Origin of the sequence: Halomonas sp. XH26, from assembly GCF_024138895.1 — a bacterium.
GTDB classification, from domain to species: Bacteria; Pseudomonadota; Gammaproteobacteria; order Pseudomonadales; family Halomonadaceae; genus Vreelandella; species Vreelandella alkaliphila.
This window is the reverse complement of record NZ_CP071889.1, coordinates 3,793,626-3,813,158: the sequence shown is the minus strand read 5'-3', so window position 1 is coordinate 3,813,158 and position 19,533 is coordinate 3,793,626. Positions and strand designations below refer to the sequence as shown.

Annotated in this window: 17 protein-coding genes; 2 read left to right on the top strand and 15 right to left on the bottom strand. The window is 50.8% G+C overall.

The window, feature by feature from the left end; translation table 11 throughout:
• Positions 1-81: 81 nt before the first annotated feature.
• Positions 82-1,002 carry a LysR family transcriptional regulator gene (locus J4377_RS17390; RefSeq protein WP_253486260.1) on the top strand — a complete coding sequence of 307 codons (921 nt, stop codon included), beginning with the start codon at positions 82-84 and terminating at the stop codon, positions 1,000-1,002.
• Between the two features lie 202 nt (positions 1,003-1,204).
• Here the strand turns inward: J4377_RS17390 and J4377_RS17385 are convergent, their stop codons facing one another.
• Genes J4377_RS17385 through dctP form a run of 4 tightly spaced genes read right to left on the bottom strand, consistent with a single transcriptional unit; the run spans position 1,205 to position 4,695 of the window.
• Positions 1,205-1,876: an RraA family protein gene (locus J4377_RS17385; protein ID WP_245846658.1), complete on the bottom strand. Its 672-nt coding sequence runs from the start codon at positions 1,874-1,876 to the stop codon at positions 1,205-1,207.
• Between the two features lie 16 nt (positions 1,877-1,892).
• Entirely contained in the window at positions 1,893-3,197 is a 1,305-nt protein-coding gene (locus tag J4377_RS17380) for a TRAP transporter large permease subunit (RefSeq protein WP_095603513.1), read from the bottom strand.
• A 2-nt stretch (positions 3,198-3,199) separates the two neighbouring features.
• Complete coding sequence (locus J4377_RS17375) at positions 3,200-3,709, bottom strand: TRAP transporter small permease (protein ID WP_095603514.1); 510 nt, start codon at positions 3,707-3,709, stop codon at positions 3,200-3,202.
• Positions 3,710-3,717: 8 nt separating this feature from the next.
• Positions 3,718-4,695: a TRAP transporter substrate-binding protein DctP gene (gene dctP, locus J4377_RS17370; protein WP_095603515.1), complete on the bottom strand. Its 978-nt coding sequence runs from the start codon at positions 4,693-4,695 to the stop codon at positions 3,718-3,720.
• Positions 4,696-5,073: 378 nt separating this feature from the next.
• Between dctP and J4377_RS17365 the strand changes: the two genes are divergently transcribed.
• On the top strand, positions 5,074-6,060 hold the full coding sequence (locus tag J4377_RS17365; protein WP_253486259.1) for a LysR family transcriptional regulator: 987 nt from the start codon (positions 5,074-5,076) through the stop codon (positions 6,058-6,060).
• 12 nt (positions 6,061-6,072) lie between these two features.
• On the opposite strand, the gene J4377_RS17360 is transcribed toward J4377_RS17365, so the two are convergent.
• The 11 genes from J4377_RS17360 to J4377_RS17310 all read right to left on the bottom strand — a co-directional run bounded on the left by J4377_RS17360 (position 6,073) and on the right by J4377_RS17310 (position 19,461).
• Positions 6,073-7,575 (bottom strand): aldehyde dehydrogenase, encoded by a 1,503-nt coding sequence (locus tag J4377_RS17360; protein ID WP_253486258.1) that lies wholly within the window; start codon positions 7,573-7,575, stop codon positions 6,073-6,075.
• Positions 7,576-7,584: 9 nt separating this feature from the next.
• Positions 7,585-8,841 carry a Zn-dependent hydrolase gene (locus J4377_RS17355; protein WP_253486257.1) on the bottom strand — a complete coding sequence of 419 codons (1,257 nt, stop codon included), beginning with the start codon at positions 8,839-8,841 and terminating at the stop codon, positions 7,585-7,587.
• Positions 8,841-10,565: a thiamine pyrophosphate-binding protein gene (locus J4377_RS17350; RefSeq protein ID WP_253486256.1), complete on the bottom strand. Its 1,725-nt coding sequence runs from the start codon at positions 10,563-10,565 to the stop codon at positions 8,841-8,843. The genes J4377_RS17355 and J4377_RS17350 overlap by 1 nt, the downstream gene beginning before the upstream one ends.
• Before the next feature lie 25 nt (positions 10,566-10,590).
• Positions 10,591-11,313, bottom strand: coding sequence for a CoA ester lyase (locus J4377_RS17345; RefSeq protein ID WP_253486255.1), 723 nt, complete (start codon positions 11,311-11,313; stop codon positions 10,591-10,593).
• A gap of 5 nt (positions 11,314-11,318) precedes the next feature.
• Entirely contained in the window at positions 11,319-12,602 is a 1,284-nt protein-coding gene (locus J4377_RS17340; RefSeq protein WP_253486254.1) for a TRAP transporter large permease, read from the bottom strand.
• On the bottom strand, positions 12,599-13,072 hold the full coding sequence (locus J4377_RS17335) for a TRAP transporter small permease (RefSeq protein ID WP_232471408.1): 474 nt from the start codon (positions 13,070-13,072) through the stop codon (positions 12,599-12,601). Before J4377_RS17335 ends, J4377_RS17340 begins: the two co-directional genes overlap by 4 nt.
• A 1-nt stretch (position 13,073) precedes the next feature.
• Entirely contained in the window at positions 13,074-14,051 is a 978-nt protein-coding gene (locus J4377_RS17330; protein WP_253486253.1) for a DctP family TRAP transporter solute-binding subunit, read from the bottom strand.
• Between the two features lie 675 nt (positions 14,052-14,726).
• Positions 14,727-16,184: an NAD-dependent succinate-semialdehyde dehydrogenase gene (locus J4377_RS17325; protein ID WP_253486252.1), complete on the bottom strand. Its 1,458-nt coding sequence runs from the start codon at positions 16,182-16,184 to the stop codon at positions 14,727-14,729.
• Positions 16,185-16,276: 92 nt separating this feature from the next.
• A complete protein-coding gene (lpdA, locus tag J4377_RS17320; protein WP_253486251.1) occupies positions 16,277-17,674 on the bottom strand; it encodes a dihydrolipoyl dehydrogenase in 1,398 nt (465 codons plus the stop codon).
• A gap of 2 nt (positions 17,675-17,676) precedes the next feature.
• A complete protein-coding gene (locus J4377_RS17315; protein WP_253486250.1) occupies positions 17,677-18,984 on the bottom strand; it encodes a pyruvate dehydrogenase complex dihydrolipoamide acetyltransferase in 1,308 nt (435 codons plus the stop codon).
• Positions 18,985-18,987: 3 nt separating this feature from the next.
• The gene (locus J4377_RS17310) at positions 18,988-19,461 is read right to left on the bottom strand and encodes a VOC family protein (RefSeq protein WP_253486249.1); all 474 of its coding nucleotides are present in this window, start codon (positions 19,459-19,461) and stop codon (positions 18,988-18,990) included.
• Positions 19,462-19,533 lie beyond the last annotated feature (72 nt).

Below are 19,533 nucleotides of genomic sequence, written 5' to 3'. Positions count from 1 at the left end.
TGCGTACGTGGCTAGCATAGGGGCAAAAATGCTGTATGGTTATCAACATATAACCATATGGCTGTTCGGTAAAAACGATATATGACCCCTCATGTGACTTTTCGTCAGTTGCAGGTTTTTGTCGCTGTTGCTCGTGACGGCACGGTTATTGCTGCTGCTGATCACTTAAAGCTGTCTCAATCGACTATTAGCCAATCGCTCTCAGACCTTGAGCGTCACCTGGATGTCGAGCTCTTCGAGCGGCTTGGCCGACGCTTGCAGCTCAATAGTATGGGAAGCTACCTATTACCCCGTGCCGAGCGCCTTCTGGAGGGCATGGCCGATTTTGTTGCTGTTGCTGAGGACCCTGAAAGCCAATTGCAGGGCACGCTTAATATATCGGCCAGCGCTACCACGGGTACCTATCTGCTGCCCCCTCTGGCTGGATACTTCAGCAACCAGAACCCGAGGGTGGATCTTCGGCTACGATTGCGTAATACCGGAGAGGTGATTACGGATCTGCTGCGTTTTGATGCCGATTTGGGGCTGATCGAAGGGCAGTGCCACGAATCGCGCCTGACGAGTGAAACATGGTGCGAAGACCAGCTTGTGATTGTCTGTTCCCCACAGCATCCCCTTGCCAGGAAGGAGCGGCTTGATGACGCTGATATCAGAGCGGCCGCCTGGATACTGCGCGAACCTGGATCAGGCACGCGCGAAGTATTTGAGGCCGCTGTGTTACATCATGTCGAACGATTGCAGGTGCGTATGGAGCTCAGCCAGCATGAGGCCATTAAGCAAGCAGTGAAAGCTGGTCTCGGTTTGGGCTGCCTCTCTCATCGCAGCGTGGAAGGGGAGCTTGAAAGAGGGGAGTTGGTTGCGCTGAACAGTGGGTTAAAGCTAACCAGGATTTTTTCATTGGTGTGGCATCCAGAGCGTTATCGGAGCCCGTTGTGGCAAGCGTTTAAGGTTTTTTTGATCGATAATCATGGCAATCCTCCGAAGCCAGGCAGGCCACAATAACTGGGTTCGAAATGTACAGCTAATATGTCGTGCACAGAGCCTATCGGTGAAACTGCTTTTCACGCTTAGGCTGCCAGTAAATGGCATCAATTCGGCTCTGTGGTTTGGTATTGTTGGGTAGTGGCTATTTTCTATGATGCCGCCTATTTTGAGACCACGGTTGAGGTCGGTGAAGCGCACCTGCTTACTTTTTCATTATAAGTTAAGGTTCTATTCCGTTAACTCGCTCAATGATCTCGGTTGCTCCGCTAATATCAGGTAAGCACTCTCCTTGGGCCACTCGCTGGAGAATTGCCTCTTCCTGTTGTTGCAGCATAGTGGCCTTTGAGGCAATCGTAACGGCTTCTTGTGCAGGTACTACTAGAACTCCACTCTCATCAGCGAGGATAATATCACCAGGGTGAATAACGAGCCCTCCGAGAGTGACTGGCATATTCATAGTGCCTCCCAACCCCGCCAATTTAGTCGTCAAGGCTGAAATGCCTCGGCACCAAACCGGAAATCCTAGCTCTTGAATAGTTTGTGCATCCGTCGCCATTCCGTCGATGATGACTCCTCCCACACCTAGCTTTTTGGCTACGTGAGTCATCACCCCGCCCCAACATGCGTGTCGGTCGTCGCCTTGTCTGTCAATGACTAAGATGTCTCCAGGGCGTACTAATCGCATCGCGTGATTAAGTAGCGTGCCGTCTGTGGGTGGGAGAGATAGGGTCACAGCAGTTCCTACCACCCGCGTCTGGGCGAGCAGTGAGTGAATCGCTGGATCGATGAATCCATTTTCTCTGAAATGGCCAATAGTGGCCGTTTCACACTCGAGTAGTTGCTGACTGATATGGGGATCAATCGGTGTTGGCATCTGTGCGATGTGATACATGAATATCTCCTAGTGGTCAGATCAAGCTGGGTAAAAACGTGATAAGAGAAGGCAAGAAGAACAGTACTAGCATGCCGAAGAGGAAGCAGATGACGATCGGCCAAGCTGCGGCAAAGATCGTTTGCATAGGTACTGAGGGTGCGCCGCCTTTCACTGCAAATAAGTTATAGCCGAAAGGGGGAGTTAGGCTGCCGACCGAGATATTTATTAAAAATAGGGTCCAGAACCAGATGGGGTCGAAGCCATATAGCTTGACCAATGGTGCATAAATGGGAATGACGACCATCATGAATGCAATCTGGTCGATGAACATGCACGCAACGAGCGGCACTAGCATCAGTAGTAACAACATCCACATGGGATCAAGTTCTAGGCTAGTGGCCAGCCCTACTAGACCTGAAGTCGCACCAGCGAAAGAGAGTAATTGGCTGAACAGTTTCGAACAGGCCAGGATAGCGATGATCATGGCGCTGATGCCCAACGAAGAGAGTATCGCCTGCTGTGCCATTTTGAGTGTGAAACGACGGTAGTAAACCGCTACCAACATGGCACCAAGCACGCCAGTGGCTGCAGACTCCGAAGGCGTGGCAACCCCTAACATGATTAGCCCGAGCACCGAGAAAATGATGATACTGAACGGCGCCATATTCAGTAGCGCTTTACTACGTGCTCGCCACGTTCCGCCTCCACCTTCGTCGGCGTTAGGTGCTAAGGAGGGATTGAGTATCAATTTTACTACTACGTAGCCGACAAACAGCCCTGCCAGAAGGATGCCCGGGATAATGCCAGCGATGAGCAGTCGAGCGATCGAGATATCGACCATGGAGCCGATGATGATGACCAGCAGGCTTGGGGGAATAATCGGTGCCAAACTGGCTCCCCCCAGAATTAGGCCGATAGAAAGCCTGTCATCATAGCCACGCTGCTGCATTGTTGGTAACGCCGAGCGGCTCAGCATGGCGGTCACGGCTAGGGCTGATCCTGACAAAGCCCCAAACAGGGTGGCAAGTACAATGACAAAGAAATATAGGCGGCCTTTTATGCGGCCCATTAGCGTGTCCAGGGCATCAAAAATGACGTCTATCGAACCCGACCGGAACAGTAATTCTCCCATCAGCACGAACAGTACGATGGTAGTGAGTGTTTCTGACGTGGCGGTACTGTATACGCTGTTGGCGAACATACCGAAGCCTGCACTGCCCATAAGCCAGAAAGTACCCAGGACGTTGACGGTAAGAAAGGCGATAAAAATCGGCACGCCCAGAGCGAATAAACCCATTAGCAATGTGAGGGCAATGCCTAGCGAAATATACCATTCCATGCTTAAGCCTCCTGTCGCTCGTTATCATCATGAGAGGGCCCCGCAAACAATGCATGGCGCAGGAAGTACAATGCGGTATTGATAAAGGCATAGCAGATGAAGCTTGAAACCCAGTATTTAGGAATATCAAGACCCAGTGCGGTTGTAGTTCCTCCATCAAATTGGCGGAGCGTTTCCTTAACGATGATCCAGGCGGTGACAATACAAACACTTCCTGACGTTAGTGCGATTACTCGGTCATAGCGTTGGCGCATGGAAGGGGAGAGCCTTTCAGGGAGTACGGTGATCGCGATGTGGCCATTAGTGCGCGCTAGCTCCGGTATGCTCAGGGATACCGCGATGCAAAGGAAATAAGCGACAAGGGAGCTCGACCATAGTGTCGGGGCATTAAAAAAGTAACGAGCGACCACTTCGATCCAGAAGCATAAGACGATGCCACACAAAGTGGCACCGCCAAGGTAGAACCCGAATCGCGTGATACGGTCATGGAGTCTAGCTATCGGGTGGGGCATAGTGATACCTACTCGACCGTCGCAGTCATGTTGTTCTGCTCAGCGATTGCACGCATGTTGCTAACCGCCTCTGGAGACTTGTCGACCCCTAACTGCCAGATTCCTTCATTGACCAGGGCATCAAGCCGCTCGGCATCAGATTGTTGAAAGTATGTTTCTTCCATTCCCTTTTCTTTCAATGATGCCCACTCTTGCTGTGCTAGCTCATCAAGAATGGCGGCTGTTTCGTTTTCTAGCGCTTTGCCTTGTTCGAGAAGTAAAGTTTGACTGTCCTCATCGAGCGCGTTGAAAGAAGCTAGATTCATGAACAAGTAGGTATAGGTTTGGCCGAAGGTAGGTTTGGTAAAGTACCCCGCGACTTCATTCCACCCGAAATCTTCGACGCCGTTGAGTCCCCAAGCGGCTCCATCGATCACACCACGATCAAGCGAAGAGTAAACATCCCCGCCTGACATTAGCACTGGAGTCCCCCCTAATCCTTGAGTGATGCTGGTATAAGTCGCGCTACCGCGAATCCGGCGACCCTCTAGGCCAGGAGTGCTCTCGATGGGTTCCTTGAGTACATATTGAAAGCCGCTGCTACCTAAAGGCGGAATTGCAATTAATTTGAGACCGAGATCGTTGTAGTGTTCATCGATAAAGTCCCAGAGGCCTGATTCGTGGGTAGCGTCAGGATCGACAAAGACCGCATCCATAGCGGCACCGACACCGGTAGTATTGGTATGGTAGGCTCCATGAGTGTAAAGCAGATCAAAAACACCAGATGACACAGGCTCAAGTTGCTCGAAGGGTGATACAACATCTGGTCCGTTCAAGCCGATTTTTAGAGCACCTTGGCTAGCTTCCTCGACTTTTGTTATATATCGCTGGGCAACTTCGCGTGTATAAGCACTCGTTTGGTCGTAGCTGGTGAGCATTCTCAACTCAGTAGCCATAGCATGTGATGCGCTCAATGTAAGAATGACTAATGCAAGGGAACGTTTCATTGTCTGCCTCTTTGTGTTTGTACTGACGAGTTAAATGTTTTGCATGGGGCTATTGAATCTAGTCATGACAATGATTAACGGTCAATAGAATATAAAAAACTAGAGTTTTTTATTTTTTATGGATAAGATTAATAATATTTATACAAAAGATTTTTATTTGATGTGTTGTCAGTTTTTCATTAAATAATTTTTTGGTTTTTGATTAGGTTTTGATTTAGCATTTGATTAGTGCAAAAAATATAAAGAAATGTGCTGGTAGCACTATTTTGGTGCAATATTTTTTGGTTTTATACGTTGTTAAATTAATTTGAAATAATTTCGGTAGGCCACTTTTAGTATAAAAATTAATTATATTTTTAGAGGTTAAGAAGAGGCTTTATGAGACCCATTCACGATACATTAGATTGGAATCTTCTTAGAACGTTTATTGTTATTGTTCAGGAAGAGAGCGTCAGTAAGGCTGCCAATAGGCTTTACCTTTCACAACCAGCAGTCAGCCTCTCATTGAAACGATTGGAAGAGAGGCTAGGCCAGCGGCTAATCGAGCGTGATAGTCACAGCTTTAATGTGACAAAAGCTGGGCATCTCGTCTATCGAGAAGCCATCGATATCTACGCTAACGTAGCTCGGCTGGCTGCTTCAGTAGGAGATTTTGACCCTGAAGTAGTCGGTCATGTTTCGCTACTTTTCATAACGGGAATTCAATGCCGATTCCTTGACAGTGTGTTCGAACGCTTTCATAAAAAGTTTCCCCAGATCACGTTTAGTATTGAGGATATGTCTAGTCAGGAGGTGCAGAATGCATTGGCCCAAAGGCAGGGAGCCATGGGTATCTGTCTCGCATTGCAATGTCCGAGTAATCTGAATAGCCAGACGTTAGCGAGACAACGGTATCGGCTCTACTGCGGAAAAAGCCATCCACTCTTTGGCCGCCATAACTTGCCGATGGATAGCCTCATGAGTGAGAACTATGTCTCGTTTGGCAGCGAGCAACTTGATGGTGTGCTCTCTTCACTTGCAGTGTTTCGTGCCCACCATGGTCTTAAGGGCAATGTGGTCGGCCAATCGAGTAGCCTCCAAGAAATTCAACGAATGGTAATTGCCGGATGGGGTATTGGTTGTCTACCCGAGCATTTAGTGCTGAGAGATGTTGCAGAAGGTCGGCTCTGGCCCCTTCCGCCTTATGATGGCGTCGCTGAAATTGATCTTCACGTAATGTGGCACCAAGATGCTCGTTTCAGTGATGCTGAGACCATCTTTATGGAGTTTTTCCTTAATGCTATGGGCAAGGTGCCGCTCGAGGAGCGGCTGACCACTGGACTTGAAGTGTTCGACGAAATACCTGATGTCGAAGCAGCTAAATAATCGCTAACGGTATTATTTTTTGTAGGCTAAATTGAACCAGGTCGTCTTCAGATCTGAATACTTGTCCAGTGCATGAAGTGATTTATCACGACCAAAGCCGGACTGTTTCATGCCACCGAAGGGGACACTAATATCACCATCGGCATAGCAGTTGACCCAGACCAAGCCAGCCTGAAGGCGCTTTGATACGCGATGTGCACGGCCAAGATCACCGGTCCAGAGTCCAGCTCCAAGCCCATAGATAGAATCGTTAGCTAAGGCGATGGCCTCGGTCTCGTCGGCGAAGCGGCTTATACTTAACACTGGCCCGAAGATCTCCTCGCGCATCACCGTGGTGGTTTGGGCTCCTTCCAATATTGTTGGTTCAACGTACCATCCTCCCTCCACAGGCGTCGCATGCTTTCCACCGTGGTGGAGAGTCATGCCCTCGCTGAGTCCTTGCTCGATAAAGTTTAATACCTTGGCATGATGGTCGGCGCTGACTAATGCTCCCATACGCGTAGAGGGATCCAACGGATCGCCAGCTGGCATGTCTTTTGCGGCGGAAACCAGTCGTGGCAAGAAGTCATCAAAAATAGACGCTTCCACATAAAGCCTAGAGCCTGCAATGCATACCTCCCCCTGGTTGGTAAAGATACCTGCGGCAGCAGCATGTGCGGCGGCATCCAGGTCCGGGCAGTCAGCAAAGACTATGTGCGGAGATTTGCCTCCGCATTCGAGCCACACTCGCTTTAGATTGGACTCGCTGGAGTAGCGCATAAAACGCTTGCCTGTAGCGGTGGATCCTGTGAAGGCGAGTGCATCGACCTGTGGATGCATTCCCAGCGCTTCGCCAGCGATAGCACCGTGGCCAGGGGTGACATTGAATACGCCATCCGGCAGGCCCGCTTCCTTGGCTAGTGCAGCTAGCCTGAGAGCACTAAGGCTAGAGGCCTCGGCGGGCTTGAGTATGACGCTATTACCGACTGCCAGTGCTGGGGCGAATTTCCAGGCGGCGATCATCAGTGGAAAATTCCATGGCACCACAGCAGCGACCACACCGAGAGGCTGGCGGGTGATGGTGGCATGAACGTCTTCGCTGGTGGGGGCTATCTCGTCGTACTGTTTATCGATCGCCTCGGCATACCAGGCTAAACAGCGTGCTGTTTCGGGCAAGTCAAAGGCCAAGCTATCAGCGATTGGCTTCCCCATTTCGAGTGTTTGTAGAAGCGCTAGCTCTTCTGCGTGCGTTTCGATAAGCGAGGCGAAGCGAAGCAAAACTCGTTTGCGCTTTAGTGGAGGACAGCGAGACCAGTCGCCCGATTCGAAGACTCGACGTGCGGCAAGTACCGCACGGTCGATATCCACACCACTGCAGGCAGCCACGTTGGCTATCATCTGGCCTGTCGCCGGGTTGTAAGCCTTTAGAGTTGAGCCGTCATAGCTGTTGACAAATTCACCGTCGATGAAGGCTTGAGTGGTCAGCTGTAGTCGGCTGGCTAGCGTTTGCCAGTAAGCTTTATCGTGCATTGTCATATCCTTATTTTAAGACGCTGCGATACCGGCCTTGCGCAGCATGGTGTGCAACAGCACGTTGGCGCCAGCCTCAAGATCCTCCGGTGTGGCATTTTCGCTTTCGTTGTGACTGATACCATCTTCGCAAGGAACGAAAATCATAGCCGTGGGCGCAACACGACTTATGAAGACGGCATCGTGACCGGCCCCGGTCTCGATATCGCGGTAGGGTATGCCAAGTCCATCGCTGCTAGCGCGAATGAGATCTACTAGGTCGCTGTTGAATGGTGTCGGTGGCACCCGCTGAACGTCCTGCAGTTCTACGGTTACTTTTCCAGGCTCATGATGCTTTGAGCAGATATCTCGGAGAGCGTGCTCCATCTGTTCAAGCGTCTCGTTCTCCAAATGGCGAATATCAACGCTGAAGGTTGCTCGCCCAGGAATGACATTACGTGAGTTTGGATAAAGGTCGAACTCCCCACAGGTGACGCGACCGTGCGGCTGATACGGATCAGCCAGCGCTAGGATATCGCCGATGAGCTCGGCGGCCCGTTTTAGCGCATCACGACGATAGGGCATGGGTGTCGGCCCAGCATGGGCTTCTTGACCGGTGACCACAACATCGAACCAGCGCAAGCCTAGAGAGCCAGTTACCGCGCCGACAGCTATTCCTTCCGCTTCAAGTACTGGACCTTGCTCGATATGGGATTCAATATAGGCACCGAAGGTTTTGCTACCCATAGGAATGTCACCGCTGTAACCGATACGTTCCAACGAATCAGCTACAGTGTCTCCATTGCGATCTTTGGCAGCTAGCGCGGTCTCAAGCGGGATTACGCCAGCATGCACCCCTGATCCCATCATGACTGGAACGAAGCGGCAGCCCTCTTCGTTAGTCCATATCACTACCTCAAGTGGTGCTTCAGTAGTAATAGAGAGATCATTGAGAACTCGCATAACTTCCAGCCCGGCTAGTACACCGTAACAGCCATCGAAACGGCCACCGGTGGGCTGGGTGTCGAGGTGACTTCCGGTGGCCACCGGGGGTAGGTCATTACGGCTTCCAGCACGACGAGCGAAGATATTGCCCATTTGATCGACATCTATGGTCAAGCCAGCGTCTCGAAACCAGCTAGACACAAGCTCACGACCAAGTCGATCCTCTTCCGTCAACGCCAACCGGCAATTGCCACCCTTCGGTGTGGCACCAATGTCAGCAAGGTTCATTAATGAGTGCCATAGGCGCTGTCCATCAATGCGGAGTGTCGAGAAAGTAGACTCAGTCATCAGAGCTCTCCTGTGTCATAACTATATTTTTGGCCTTCAAGAGCTGCAGCACGGATTGCGCTTAGACGCTCTCCTGGTGCAATACCATCAGCGTCATAACGCAGCTCAATCAAAGCGGGCAAGTGTTCTTGCTCAGTAAAGGCTAGGGCACGATTAAAGGCAGCTTCGAACGAAGCGTCGTCCTCGACGATCTCTCCATGTCCGCCATAGGCCTTGATCAGGGCGTCAAACTTAGGGTTGGTGAATGTCAGCGCAATCTCTCGGCCAGGAAAGTCATTCTCCTGATGGGCGCGGATGGTGCCCCACATGCCATTGTTGAAGACGAGTATGACGATACCCAGTTGGTACTGCAGGGCCACGCCGAGCTCCTGCAAATTCATCTGGAAGCAACCGTCACCGGCAAAACAGATGGCCGGCCGTTGAGGGTGCTCGAGCTTACTGCTGATGGCTGCGGGAAGGCCGTAACCCATTGCACCAACCGTGGGAGCTAACGAGCTGCCAAGTCCACCAAACTGGATGTAGCGATGAGCATAAAGTGCGTAGTTGCCAGCGCCGACAGTGATACAGCCTTTCCCGTTCAGTAGTCGATCTACCGTTCGGGTGACTTTATCTAGGCTAAGCCGTCCAGGCGCCTCTAAAGGTATAAGAGTATCAAGATAGGCTCGTCGAGCAGTGGCCGTCGCCTGTTTCCATGCGGGTGTTACCTCAGGAGCTAGTTCTCCTAGGCTTGCCGAAAAACCAACCACGTCGGCATTAATAGCGAGGTCAGGACGATAAACATGCCCCAGTTCTTCTGGGTCGGGATAGATATGGACTAATGTCTGGCTTGGCACCGGCGACTCGATCCAGCTGTAGCCCTCTGTTGTAGGTTCGCCTAATCGCGCCCCCAGCGTAATAATCAGATCGCAAGACTTGAGCTGCTCACGCAAAGCTTGATGCATGCCGCTACCAACGTGACCAACGAAATTCTCATGGTGTTGGTTAAAACACTCTAGGCGTCGCCAAGCAACGCCAACGGGAAGAGCGTAGCGCTCGGCAAACGCAGCAATATCCATTTGAGCCTGTTCGGTCCATCCGCTACCACCCAGTAATAGGAATGGCTTTTCGGCCCGCTCTAGATGCTGTTGCAACTCGCGCAATTGCTGTTGGCTAGGGTAACTGTGTAGGCGCTGCCGAGGCTCCACATCAGCAACGCAGGCCTCGCCCCACAACGTATCTTCTGGCAAGGCCAAAACTACTGGGCCAGGGCGGCCACTGGTCGCGACAGAGTAGGCTCTGGCGATAAACTCAGGTATCCGTGCAGTGTGGTCAATCTGGGCTACCCATTTGGCCATTGGTCCGAACATGCGGCGATAGTCGATTTCCTGAAAGGCCTCGCGTTCGATGAAATCGTTGCCGACTTGTCCGATGAAAAGGATCATCGGCGTCGAGTCTTGATAAGCCGTATGGACGGCAATTGATGCATTGGTGGCGCCAGGACCACGGGTGACAAAACAGATTCCAGGCTCGTTGGTTAGCTTGCCATAGGCCTCGGCCATGTAGCCAGCACCGCTCTCTTGGCGGCAGACAATAGGCTCGATAGCATCACGATGCTCATTAAGTGCATCAATACAGGGCAGATAGCTTTCGCCGGGGACCAGAAAAACGCGCCGAGCACCATGCTGGCGTAATTGTTGAATCAGGATTTGGCCCCCGTTGCGTGTCGGGGTGACGGCGTTGCTCATGGGCAAGATCTCTTTGAACGAATGGTTAGGTAGACGGGGCAGATAACAGCCGATGTAAGGGCTTAATCTGACGAGAATCGACAACACAACGAGCTCGAAAGCCGCACTGATAAGACCAAGACTGGTCTGCTTCGAACCCTTGTTTTTCTGGGCACGGGCCGTCAATTGCCAGCATGCCGGCATCATCGCAAGCCCTAAGAAACAACTGTCGGAAGGGGGCTAGCGAGGCGCTACGCTCTTCTGGAGACAGCTTTAGGTCACGTGCTAAATCACCAGTGCCGAGCAGAGCGGCTAAAACGCGGGGGCTAGAGTGTAATAATTCGCTGATCCGCTTGACCCCCAAGCGACTCTCTATAGTCGGTATAATGACGGTGGTTTCTGGTGCTATACCCCAGTGTTTTTCTTCGCGACTAAGTGCTGACGAAAGTGCCGTCAGTTGTGTTACTTCCTCGGCTCTGGGCAGGAAGACCGCCTCAGGAGAGGCACCCATTAGCAGTTTCAGCTCTTCTCGGCCTCCCTTATCTAAGGCATTGATTCGGACCATGGGAGAGGCGCCTCTTTGCCGACAGCTTTTGGCCATGCTGGCGAACGCTTGGCAGGCAGTATGGCGTGATGCTGCCGGGGTGAATTCCTCCAGATCAATAACGATGGCGTCGGCCCCAGAATCCAACGCGTCGGCCAAACAATCGGCGTCATGCCCTGGTACGAAAAGCCAGCTTCGACAGCCTTTTAGTTTGCTATGAAGCATGAAAGTCACTCCATTAGGTTGGGTAAGAACAGCACGATGTCAGGCACGAATGTGATGAGCATTAGGACAGCAAGCATGGACATCAGCATTAGCGAAAGTGGGCGTAACGTTTCCATAACGCTGATGCCCGAGATACGACAGGCCGCCATTAGATCTATACCCAGAGGGGGAGTATTGGCGCCGATAGCGAGGTTGACGGTGAGCAGCACGCCGAAATGCACGGGATCAATGCCGTACTGGGAAAGCAAAGGCATAACGATCGGCGTGATGATGATAATGATGGCAATGCTCTCCATGAAGGTTCCGAGCACCAGTAGTACCGCCGTCAGCAAAAGCAAAACGCTGTGCGTGCTATCAGTCCAGTTGCCAATTGTTCCAGCGATGGCTTGTGGTACCTGCTCATAAGTCAGCCCCCAGGCGAAGAGACCAGCAGCGCCGATAATTACTAAGATGGCGGCGCTCGTTTCTGCTGTGGCGATGACACAGTTGAGAATGTCTCGTAGTGAGAGACATCGATAGAGCACCACACCAAGTACAAGGGCATAGAGAATGGCCGAGGCGGCTGCTTCGGTCGGTGTAAATACGCCGAAGCGAATTCCACCAATGATTAGTACCGGCACCATGAGTGCAGGCAGTGCATCGATGACCGCTCGGCGGCGTTCCGCGGGGTCGGAAGACTTGACCCCGGCCCAGCCATGTTTCCGCGAAATATAAAGTGCTACACCTACTAATGAGAGGGTCAACAACAGGCCAGGAATTACGCCGCCCATGAAGAGCTTACCCACCGATGTATTAGACGTGGTGCCATAGACAATCATGACGATACTAGGAGGGATCACTGTTCCGAAGGAGCTTGCACACCCAACGAGTGCGCTGCTAAAACCCTTGTGGTAGCCATTCTTATGCATTGCAGGTAACAGCATGCTGCCGATCGCAATAACATCTGCTACTCCCGATCCCGACAAGGCGCCAAATAACATACAGGCCATGACCGCTACGACGGCTAAACCACCCCGAATATCGCCGACTAGGGACATGCAGAGATGTACGATACGTTTGGTGAGACCGGCGCTGTTCATCAATTGCGCCGCCAGTATGAAAAGGGGAATCGCTAATAGAGTGAAACTGTCCATCCCACCAACGAACTGTTGCGCGGAAACCATCATCGGGGCTGCGCCGAACACAAGCAGATAAACAAGCGCGGCGAGGATTAGGCTGAAGGCAATCGGAATATTAATTAAGATAGCGAGACCAAAAACACCCAGCAAAGTAAGTGCACCGGCAGTCATAGTGAATCTCCTGAAGACAACACGTGCTGCACTTGCATTAGTGCCATTCCTACGCAGCCCACTGGTACCGAGAGATAAATGATTCCAACAGGCATTTTTAACGCTGTTGTGGTCATGCTCATGGTTAGTAGTGTTAGATCCCAACCAGCCTTCGCCAGTACCAACAGCATTATCAGGAGCACAATGTCTGTGGCCTTTCCGATGATTCGGCGGGCGCCGATAGAGCGCACAATTAGCGGCAGTAGTCCGGCATTAAGGTGAGAGCGTTGATAGGTACAGGTAACTGAGCCCAATAGGGCTGTCCAAATCAGCACTAGTCGCGGCAACTCTTCCGCCCAATTAGGCGTTTGTCCCACAACCCAGCGCATAAAGACCGTATAGATAACCAGGGCCGCCAACGCGGCGGCTCCACAGGCGGCTACGGCCAAGCTTAGATGGGATACACGCATTACAAGTTTGGAAAAGGTCATATCATTCAGCCGTTCGGTACTGTCTGACGGTCTCCATCAATTCCTCACCGAACACATCGGAATACTCGTTCCATACTCCTTGAACCCGCTCGTTGAAGGCCGCCGTGTCGACTTCATTTATCTGCATACCTTCTGCAGCCAGCATTTCGAGCATGTTTTTATCATCCTCTTGGGTCATAGCACGCTGCTTATCGCGCCACTCGTCTGCTAGCGATTGGATAACTGCCTGATCATCCGCATTGATCTTGTTCCAAGTAAGGTCAGCAATTGTTAAGCAAGCAGGAGCCCAAACATGGCCCGTTAAAGAGATGTAATCTTGAACTTCGTAAAAAGAAGAGGAGTGAATAATGGAAAGGGGGTTTTCCTGAGCGTCGAAGACGCCTTGCTGTAATGCCGAGTAGAGTTCACCAAAGGAAAGTGGGGCGGGGTTTGCACCGAGTGCTTCAAAAGTATTTAGACGCATCCTGTCAGGAGTGACCCTGATTTTTAGACCTTCTAGATCGTTCGGAGACTCAACTGGCCCGCGGTTGTTAGTAACGTGACGGAAACCATTCTCCCACCAACCGAGAATTTTAATATTCTTATTTTCCGCTAGTTCTTCGAGGATACTGCCTAGTTCACCATCATAAGCTGCGTAGGCTGCTTCTCGGTTCTCCCAAGAGTAAGGCAGCTCAACAATTCCAAACTTGGGTTCTAAGGATTGAAAGGATCCGCATCCAATAACTCCGGCATCCATACTGCCAATTTGCATGCCCTCTACCATCCGGGTTTCATTGCCAAGCTGGCCGCTAGGAAAAACCTGAAAATTTACACGCTGATTGGTAGCTTCTCGTACGTCATGAGCAAAACCTTCCGCAGAGACATGCCAGTTATGAGTTGGTGCCAAGACATGACCAAGCTTGATATCCAATGCTTGAACATTGCTGCAAAAAGCACTTATTCCGATAAGGCTGAAGAGCGCAAGAGGGGTTGGTTTCATTATGATACCTGTTGTCATTAATTTTGGTGTTTTAAAATCAATCGCACAGGTAATAGACTCGTCGGATAAAAACGTTGTAGCAATTTTATAATTCTTATTTTTAATATTTACGTGTTTTATATGAAGCTTTTCAGATTTTTGAGGTTTTTAATCGCGGAGGTAGGTGATGGTTTTTATTTTTAGTGTTTTTTTAATAATTTTTTATAGCTTTTGTGGCTAGGCTTTAAATGTGTTGGTTTATTTTTTATTAAATATTAGTTGTGTTTTTTTAAGTATTTTAAGGAGGGTTTAATGTAGTTGAAGATAGGGTTTAATTGTTCAATATCGTGTTTAAAAATCCTTCCTTCCGTCAGAAGTAATTAGTGGTGCTGCCTGCTAACTTGAGATACATTGAAGTCGGTAACCCTTAAGGTTCTACTGGCATTAGTGAGTGGCGTACTCATCCGCTAATACGATAGACAATCCCTTCGACGTCATCCCATTTTAATAGAGATGCATCCAACTTTGGGCCTCAAATAATGAAAAAGGGACTTCGGTTTCTCGCAGCCCCTTTGTTTTTCCTATGACTAATCTGGTTTTGAAGTGCAATAAGTTTGATGTATAGCACTGGGCTCTCAGATACAAAAATGTCTGCTAGCCATGCCGTTAACAAAAGATAAACTTTTTAGCTTTCTATTATCGGTCGAGACCATCCATGCAAAAGTATTTTATTTCCAAATACTCATCCATGCCGTGGCGCGAGCCTTCGCGACCTATACCAGATGCTTTAACTCCGCCGAATGGCGCAACTTCAGTAGATATACGGCCAGTATTAAGACCAACCATCCCATACTCTAAGGTTTCACCCACTCGCCAAATGCGGCCAATGTCGCGACTGTAGAAGTATGCCGCTAGGCCGAAACGTGTATCATTAGCGTGAGCGATAACTTCTTCTTCAGTCTCGAAGCGGAACAAAGGTGCTAGTGGGCCAAAGGTCTCGTCTTGCGCCACCATCATTTGCTGAGTTACGCCAGTGAGAATAGTAGGTTCAAAGAAGCTGCCGCCCAGTTTGTGACGTTTGCCGCCGAGAATAACCTTGGCACCTTTGGAAGTGGCATCGTTGATATGAGACTCCATTTTATCAACTGCTCTCATATCTATTAAAGGTCCTTGAGTCACGCCGTCTTCGGTGCCATGGCCAACTTTAAGTTTCGAGACAGCTGCAGCAAGCTTACTGGCGAATATATCGTAGACTTTATCATGCACATAAATGCGGTTGGCACACACGCACGTTTGTCCAGTGTTACGATACTTGGAGATGATCACGCCTTCGACTGCAGCATCAAGGTCAGCATCATCAAAAACGATGAAGGGGGCATTTCCACCTAATTCCAGTGACACTTTCTTAACGGTAGCTGCGGACTCACTCATCAACTGTGAGCCTATCTCCGTGGAGCCAGTAAATGAAAGTTTGCGCACCTTTGGATTGCTTGTGAGCTCTTCGCCAATATCGGCGGCTGAACCAGTGACCACATTAAACACGCCTGGGGGAAAACCTGCGCGATGGGCCAGTTCTGCTATTGCCAGTGCCGTAAGCGGTGTTTGTGAAGCGGGCTTGATCACAATGGTACAACCGGCGCCGAGTGCTGGAGCGGCTTTGCGGGTGATCATTGCTGCTGGGAAGTTCCATGGTGTAATCGCAGCTGCAACGCCAATGGGCTGGCGTAACACGAGCAGGCGTGCCGAATCCCAAGGCGATGGAATAGTTTCACCATAAACGCGTCGGGTTTCTTCGGCAAACCACTCAATGTAGCTGGCAGCATAGTCAATTTCACTACGCGCTTCGGTTAAGGGCTTGCCCTGCTCGCGTGTCATAATTAGAGCCAGATCTTCCTTATGCTCTATCATTAGTTCGTACCAACGACGCAGCAGCACTGACCTCTCTTTGGCGGTTCTTTTATGCCAGCCCTGAAAAGCTAACTCCGCAGCGTCAACTGCACGGCGTGTCTCATTACTACCGCACTTAGGTACGCTAGTAATAGTTTCTCCAGTGGCTGGGTCAGTGACAGAAATAGTTTGGTTATTATCGGCATTAACCCAGACGCTATCGATGTAACATTGATTCTTCAGAATATTCGAGTCTTGCAGCTTCATATCGGTTCCTTTTTTACGGGGGGTATATTCTTTATGCTGCTTGTTTTGCCGAAAGCAGCGGCTGCGAGCTAGCAGATGTATAGCTTAAGTTATTAGATATGAAGCGCTCGCCCGTAAGCGGCAAGTACAGATTCGTGTAAAGCCTCGGAAAGAGTCGGATGTGGAAACACAGTTTGCATCAACTCAACTTCTGTCGTCTCGAGGGTTCGAGCCAAGGTGTAAGTACTGATCAGCTCGGTCACTTCAGGTCCAATCATATGGGCACCAAGAAGCTCTCCGGTCTTTTTATCAATGACTGTCTTTACCAAACCTTCAGGTTCGCCAAGCGATAACGCTTTGCCATTTCCGAGAAATGGGAAACGTCCAATATCCACCTCAAAACCTTGCTCTAACGCCTGTTTTTCTGTGATACCGACGCTAGCAACCTGAGGGTGGCAATAGGTGCAACTGGGAACAGATTTAGGATCAAGTGCATGTACGTCTTCCACACCGGCGATAAGCTCTGCCACCATCACGCCTTCATGACTGGCCTTATGGGCAAGCCACGGTGGACCAGCGATATCACCGATAGCATAGATATCGGGCTCGTCAGTCTCGCAGTATTCATTAACAATGATATGCGTGCGATCAACTTGGATCTTTGTATTCTCCAGGCCTAAACCTTCGACATTTCCAGTAATGCCCACTGCTAGTATTACTTTCTCGGCTTCAACCGACTGGGAGCTGCCGCTTTTCGTAAAATTAACTTTAATACCGCAGGTTGTCGTTTCCTGATTCTCCACAGAGGCACCGGTGTGAATCTCAATGCCCTGCTTGCGCAGGTGTTCAGCCAGCATGTCTGATATCTCGGAATCCTCGACTGGAAGAATACGATCTGAAGCTTCTAGGATCGTCACCTTACTACCCGCAGTGGCATAGAAGCTGGCGAACTCGACGCCGATAGCGCCAGCACCTATAACGGTTATGCTCTTTGGTAAGACTTCTGGCATCATTGCCTCGCGTGCAGTCCAGATGGATTCACTATTTGGCTCGAAACCAGGGATGGAGCGTGCACGAGCTCCGGTGGCAAGGATAATGTGTTTAGCCTGTACTTTCTGCTCAGCACCAGCGTTGTCGATGGCAACCTTACCTTTGCCCAGCAGTCGGGCATGGCCGGTGAGTACTGTTACTTTGTTTTTTTTCATTAGCCCTTGCACGCCACGGTTGAGCTGTTTAGCCACGTCCCTCGAGCGTTTGACGGCGGTAGTCAGATCAAAGCGCGGAGCTGAATCAAGTACCAGTCCGTATGATGTGCCCTCGCGGGCTAAACGCAGAATTTCGGTCGAGCGAAGCAGCGTTTTAGTCGGCAAGCAGCCCCAATTGAGGCATACCCCACCCAACTCAGCGCGCTCGACAATAGCCGTCTTTAGTCCAAGCTGTGCAGCGCGTATGGCCGCCACATAACCACCGGGGCCGGCTCCAATCACGAGTACTTGATAGTTTTCCATCATTTCTACACCAGCAGGTTAAGTGGTTCTTCCAGCAAGTCCTTTAGCTCTGACAAAAAGCGAGCACCGACGGAGCCGTCTATGACACGATGATCAGCGGACAAGGTTAGGGTCATCATGCTCCCAACAGCGAGCTGGTCGTCCACGACTACTGGACGTTTCTCTACTGCACCTACTGCCAGAATGGCTGATTGTGGCGGATTAATAATCGCACTGAACTCACGAATACCGTACATGCCAAGATTAGATATGGTGAAACCGCCACCTTGATACTCGCTGGGAGCCAGCTTTCCGGCACGAGCCCTATCTGCCAGTGAGCGTACTTCGGTAGCAATCTCGGCCAGCCCCTTACGGTCTACCTCGCGCACCACCGGTGTTATCAGTCCGCTCTCAGTGGCTACGGCCACACTGATGTCAACGTCGAGATATCGGATCACTTCAGCCTCAGTCCAGCTGGCATTAACCTCGGGTACCCGACGCAGCGCCCTGGCGGCGGCAAATACTATAAAGTCGTTCACCGATAGCTTGTACGCTGGCTTGGCTTGGGAACCATTTGCGTTGAGTTTAGAGCGCAGTTCTAATAGTTCATCTACTCGGCAATCCACCGTTAAATAGAAGTGCGGTATGGTTTGCTTAGACTCACATAGTCGTCTAGCGATAGTCTTGCGCATGCCGCTATTGGGAATACGTTTAACACTGGTATCGGCTCCACCCTGCGATGAGATAGCAGCATCTGGACTTGTGATCTCAACAGTGGAAGTTGCAGCGGGTGTTTGTTGTAAAGCGCGCTCGACGTCTAATCGTACTATTCGCCCACGTGGGCCGCTGCCGGCTAGACTATTCAGCATGATGCCAGCCTGATTGGCCAAACGGCGTGCCAACGGGCTAGCGAAAATCCGTCCAGCACTGTTGTTAGACTGGGCAAGCGATGTTTGTAATAGCGAAGCGCTGTGCTGCACCGAGGCCTTATCTGGAGCCGGGTTTGGCGCTGGAGTTGGGCTAGCGGGCAAGTCTACCGAATCGGGCTGCGGGGCAGCGGTTTGGTAGATGTCCATTGCCGAGGTGGACTCCCCCTCGTCCAGCACAACAGCAATGAGAGTGCCGACCTGAACGGCCTCAGGGCTTGCGGGCACCAGAATCTGGCCCAGCTTGCCATCGACCTCGGACTCCATCTCCATTACGGCCTTATCGGTCTCTATTTCGGCAAGGACATCGCCCTTGGCCACCGGGTCGCCCTCATGCTTAAGCCAACGCATCAGCGTGGCTTCTTCCATGCCAGCCGCCAGCGACGGCATCAAAATTTCAGTAGCCATAAATTATTTTCCTACTAGGTCAGGTCGATAGCCTAGAATGTCAGAGTACTCGACAAACTCGATGATGTTGCCTTCGGGGTCACGGGCGAAGACCAGATAAGTGCCGGGTCGCACCTCGACGATTTTGTCGCCGCTAAGCAACTCAGCACCGCTCTTTTTCAGCTTGGCCAGCATTGCCGCTAGGTCATCAACGATGAAGGTCAAATACACATTTCCCTTCCGTTCAAGGATGGTGCCGCTATGATTGGCTGTAACAGGTGCAATCTCTGGTTCCAGCAACTTGAGACGCTCGCCGTAAGGGGACTGTAGGCGCACAACTTTATAGGCGCCCTTGGTTAGGCCGGTATCGCCTGCTTTATCGGCGGCTATTTTGAAGTAGCTAGTTTCTGAAAATGCCAGTTGCTCAATGTAGAAACGCTTGAGCGCTTCAAGGTTTTGGCAGCAAATGCCCACTTCCAATGGTGCGACCATTTTCATGTGCGGAACTCCTCAATACCGTTCTTTGTGCGACCCTGGAGCTCACCAAGTGCCGCAGGTCATAATGCGGGC

Coding starts and splice junctions, on each gene's coding strand:
- J4377_RS17385 (WP_245846658.1), bottom strand. CDS start 1,876: ATGTATCACATCGCACAGATGCCAACACCGATTGATCCCCATATCAGT.
- J4377_RS17360 (WP_253486258.1), bottom strand. CDS start 7,575: ATGACAATGCACGATAAAGCTTACTGGCAAACGCTAGCCAGCCGACTA.
- J4377_RS17380 (WP_095603513.1), bottom strand. CDS start 3,197: ATGGAATGGTATATTTCGCTAGGCATTGCCCTCACATTGCTAATGGGT.
- J4377_RS17315 (WP_253486250.1), bottom strand. CDS start 18,984: ATGGCTACTGAAATTTTGATGCCGTCGCTGGCGGCTGGCATGGAAGAA.
- J4377_RS17340 (WP_253486254.1), bottom strand. CDS start 12,602: ATGACTGCCGGTGCACTTACTTTGCTGGGTGTTTTTGGTCTCGCTATC.
- J4377_RS17390 (WP_253486260.1), top strand. CDS start 82: ATGACCCCTCATGTGACTTTTCGTCAGTTGCAGGTTTTTGTCGCTGTT.
- J4377_RS17365 (WP_253486259.1), top strand. CDS start 5,074: ATGAGACCCATTCACGATACATTAGATTGGAATCTTCTTAGAACGTTT.
- J4377_RS17375 (WP_095603514.1), bottom strand. CDS start 3,709: ATGCCCCACCCGATAGCTAGACTCCATGACCGTATCACGCGATTCGGG.
- dctP (WP_095603515.1), bottom strand. CDS start 4,695: ATGAAACGTTCCCTTGCATTAGTCATTCTTACATTGAGCGCATCACAT.
- J4377_RS17335 (WP_232471408.1), bottom strand. CDS start 13,072: ATGACCTTTTCCAAACTTGTAATGCGTGTATCCCATCTAAGCTTGGCC.
- J4377_RS17345 (WP_253486255.1), bottom strand. CDS start 11,313: ATGCTTCATAGCAAACTAAAAGGCTGTCGAAGCTGGCTTTTCGTACCA.
- J4377_RS17330 (WP_253486253.1), bottom strand. CDS start 14,051: ATGAAACCAACCCCTCTTGCGCTCTTCAGCCTTATCGGAATAAGTGCT.
- lpdA (WP_253486251.1), bottom strand. CDS start 17,674: ATGATGGAAAACTATCAAGTACTCGTGATTGGAGCCGGCCCCGGTGGT.
- J4377_RS17325 (WP_253486252.1), bottom strand. CDS start 16,184: ATGAAGCTGCAAGACTCGAATATTCTGAAGAATCAATGTTACATCGAT.
- J4377_RS17310 (WP_253486249.1), bottom strand. CDS start 19,461: ATGAAAATGGTCGCACCATTGGAAGTGGGCATTTGCTGCCAAAACCTT.
- J4377_RS17350 (WP_253486256.1), bottom strand. CDS start 10,565: ATGAGCAACGCCGTCACCCCGACACGCAACGGGGGCCAAATCCTGATT.
- J4377_RS17355 (WP_253486257.1), bottom strand. CDS start 8,841: ATGACTGAGTCTACTTTCTCGACACTCCGCATTGATGGACAGCGCCTA.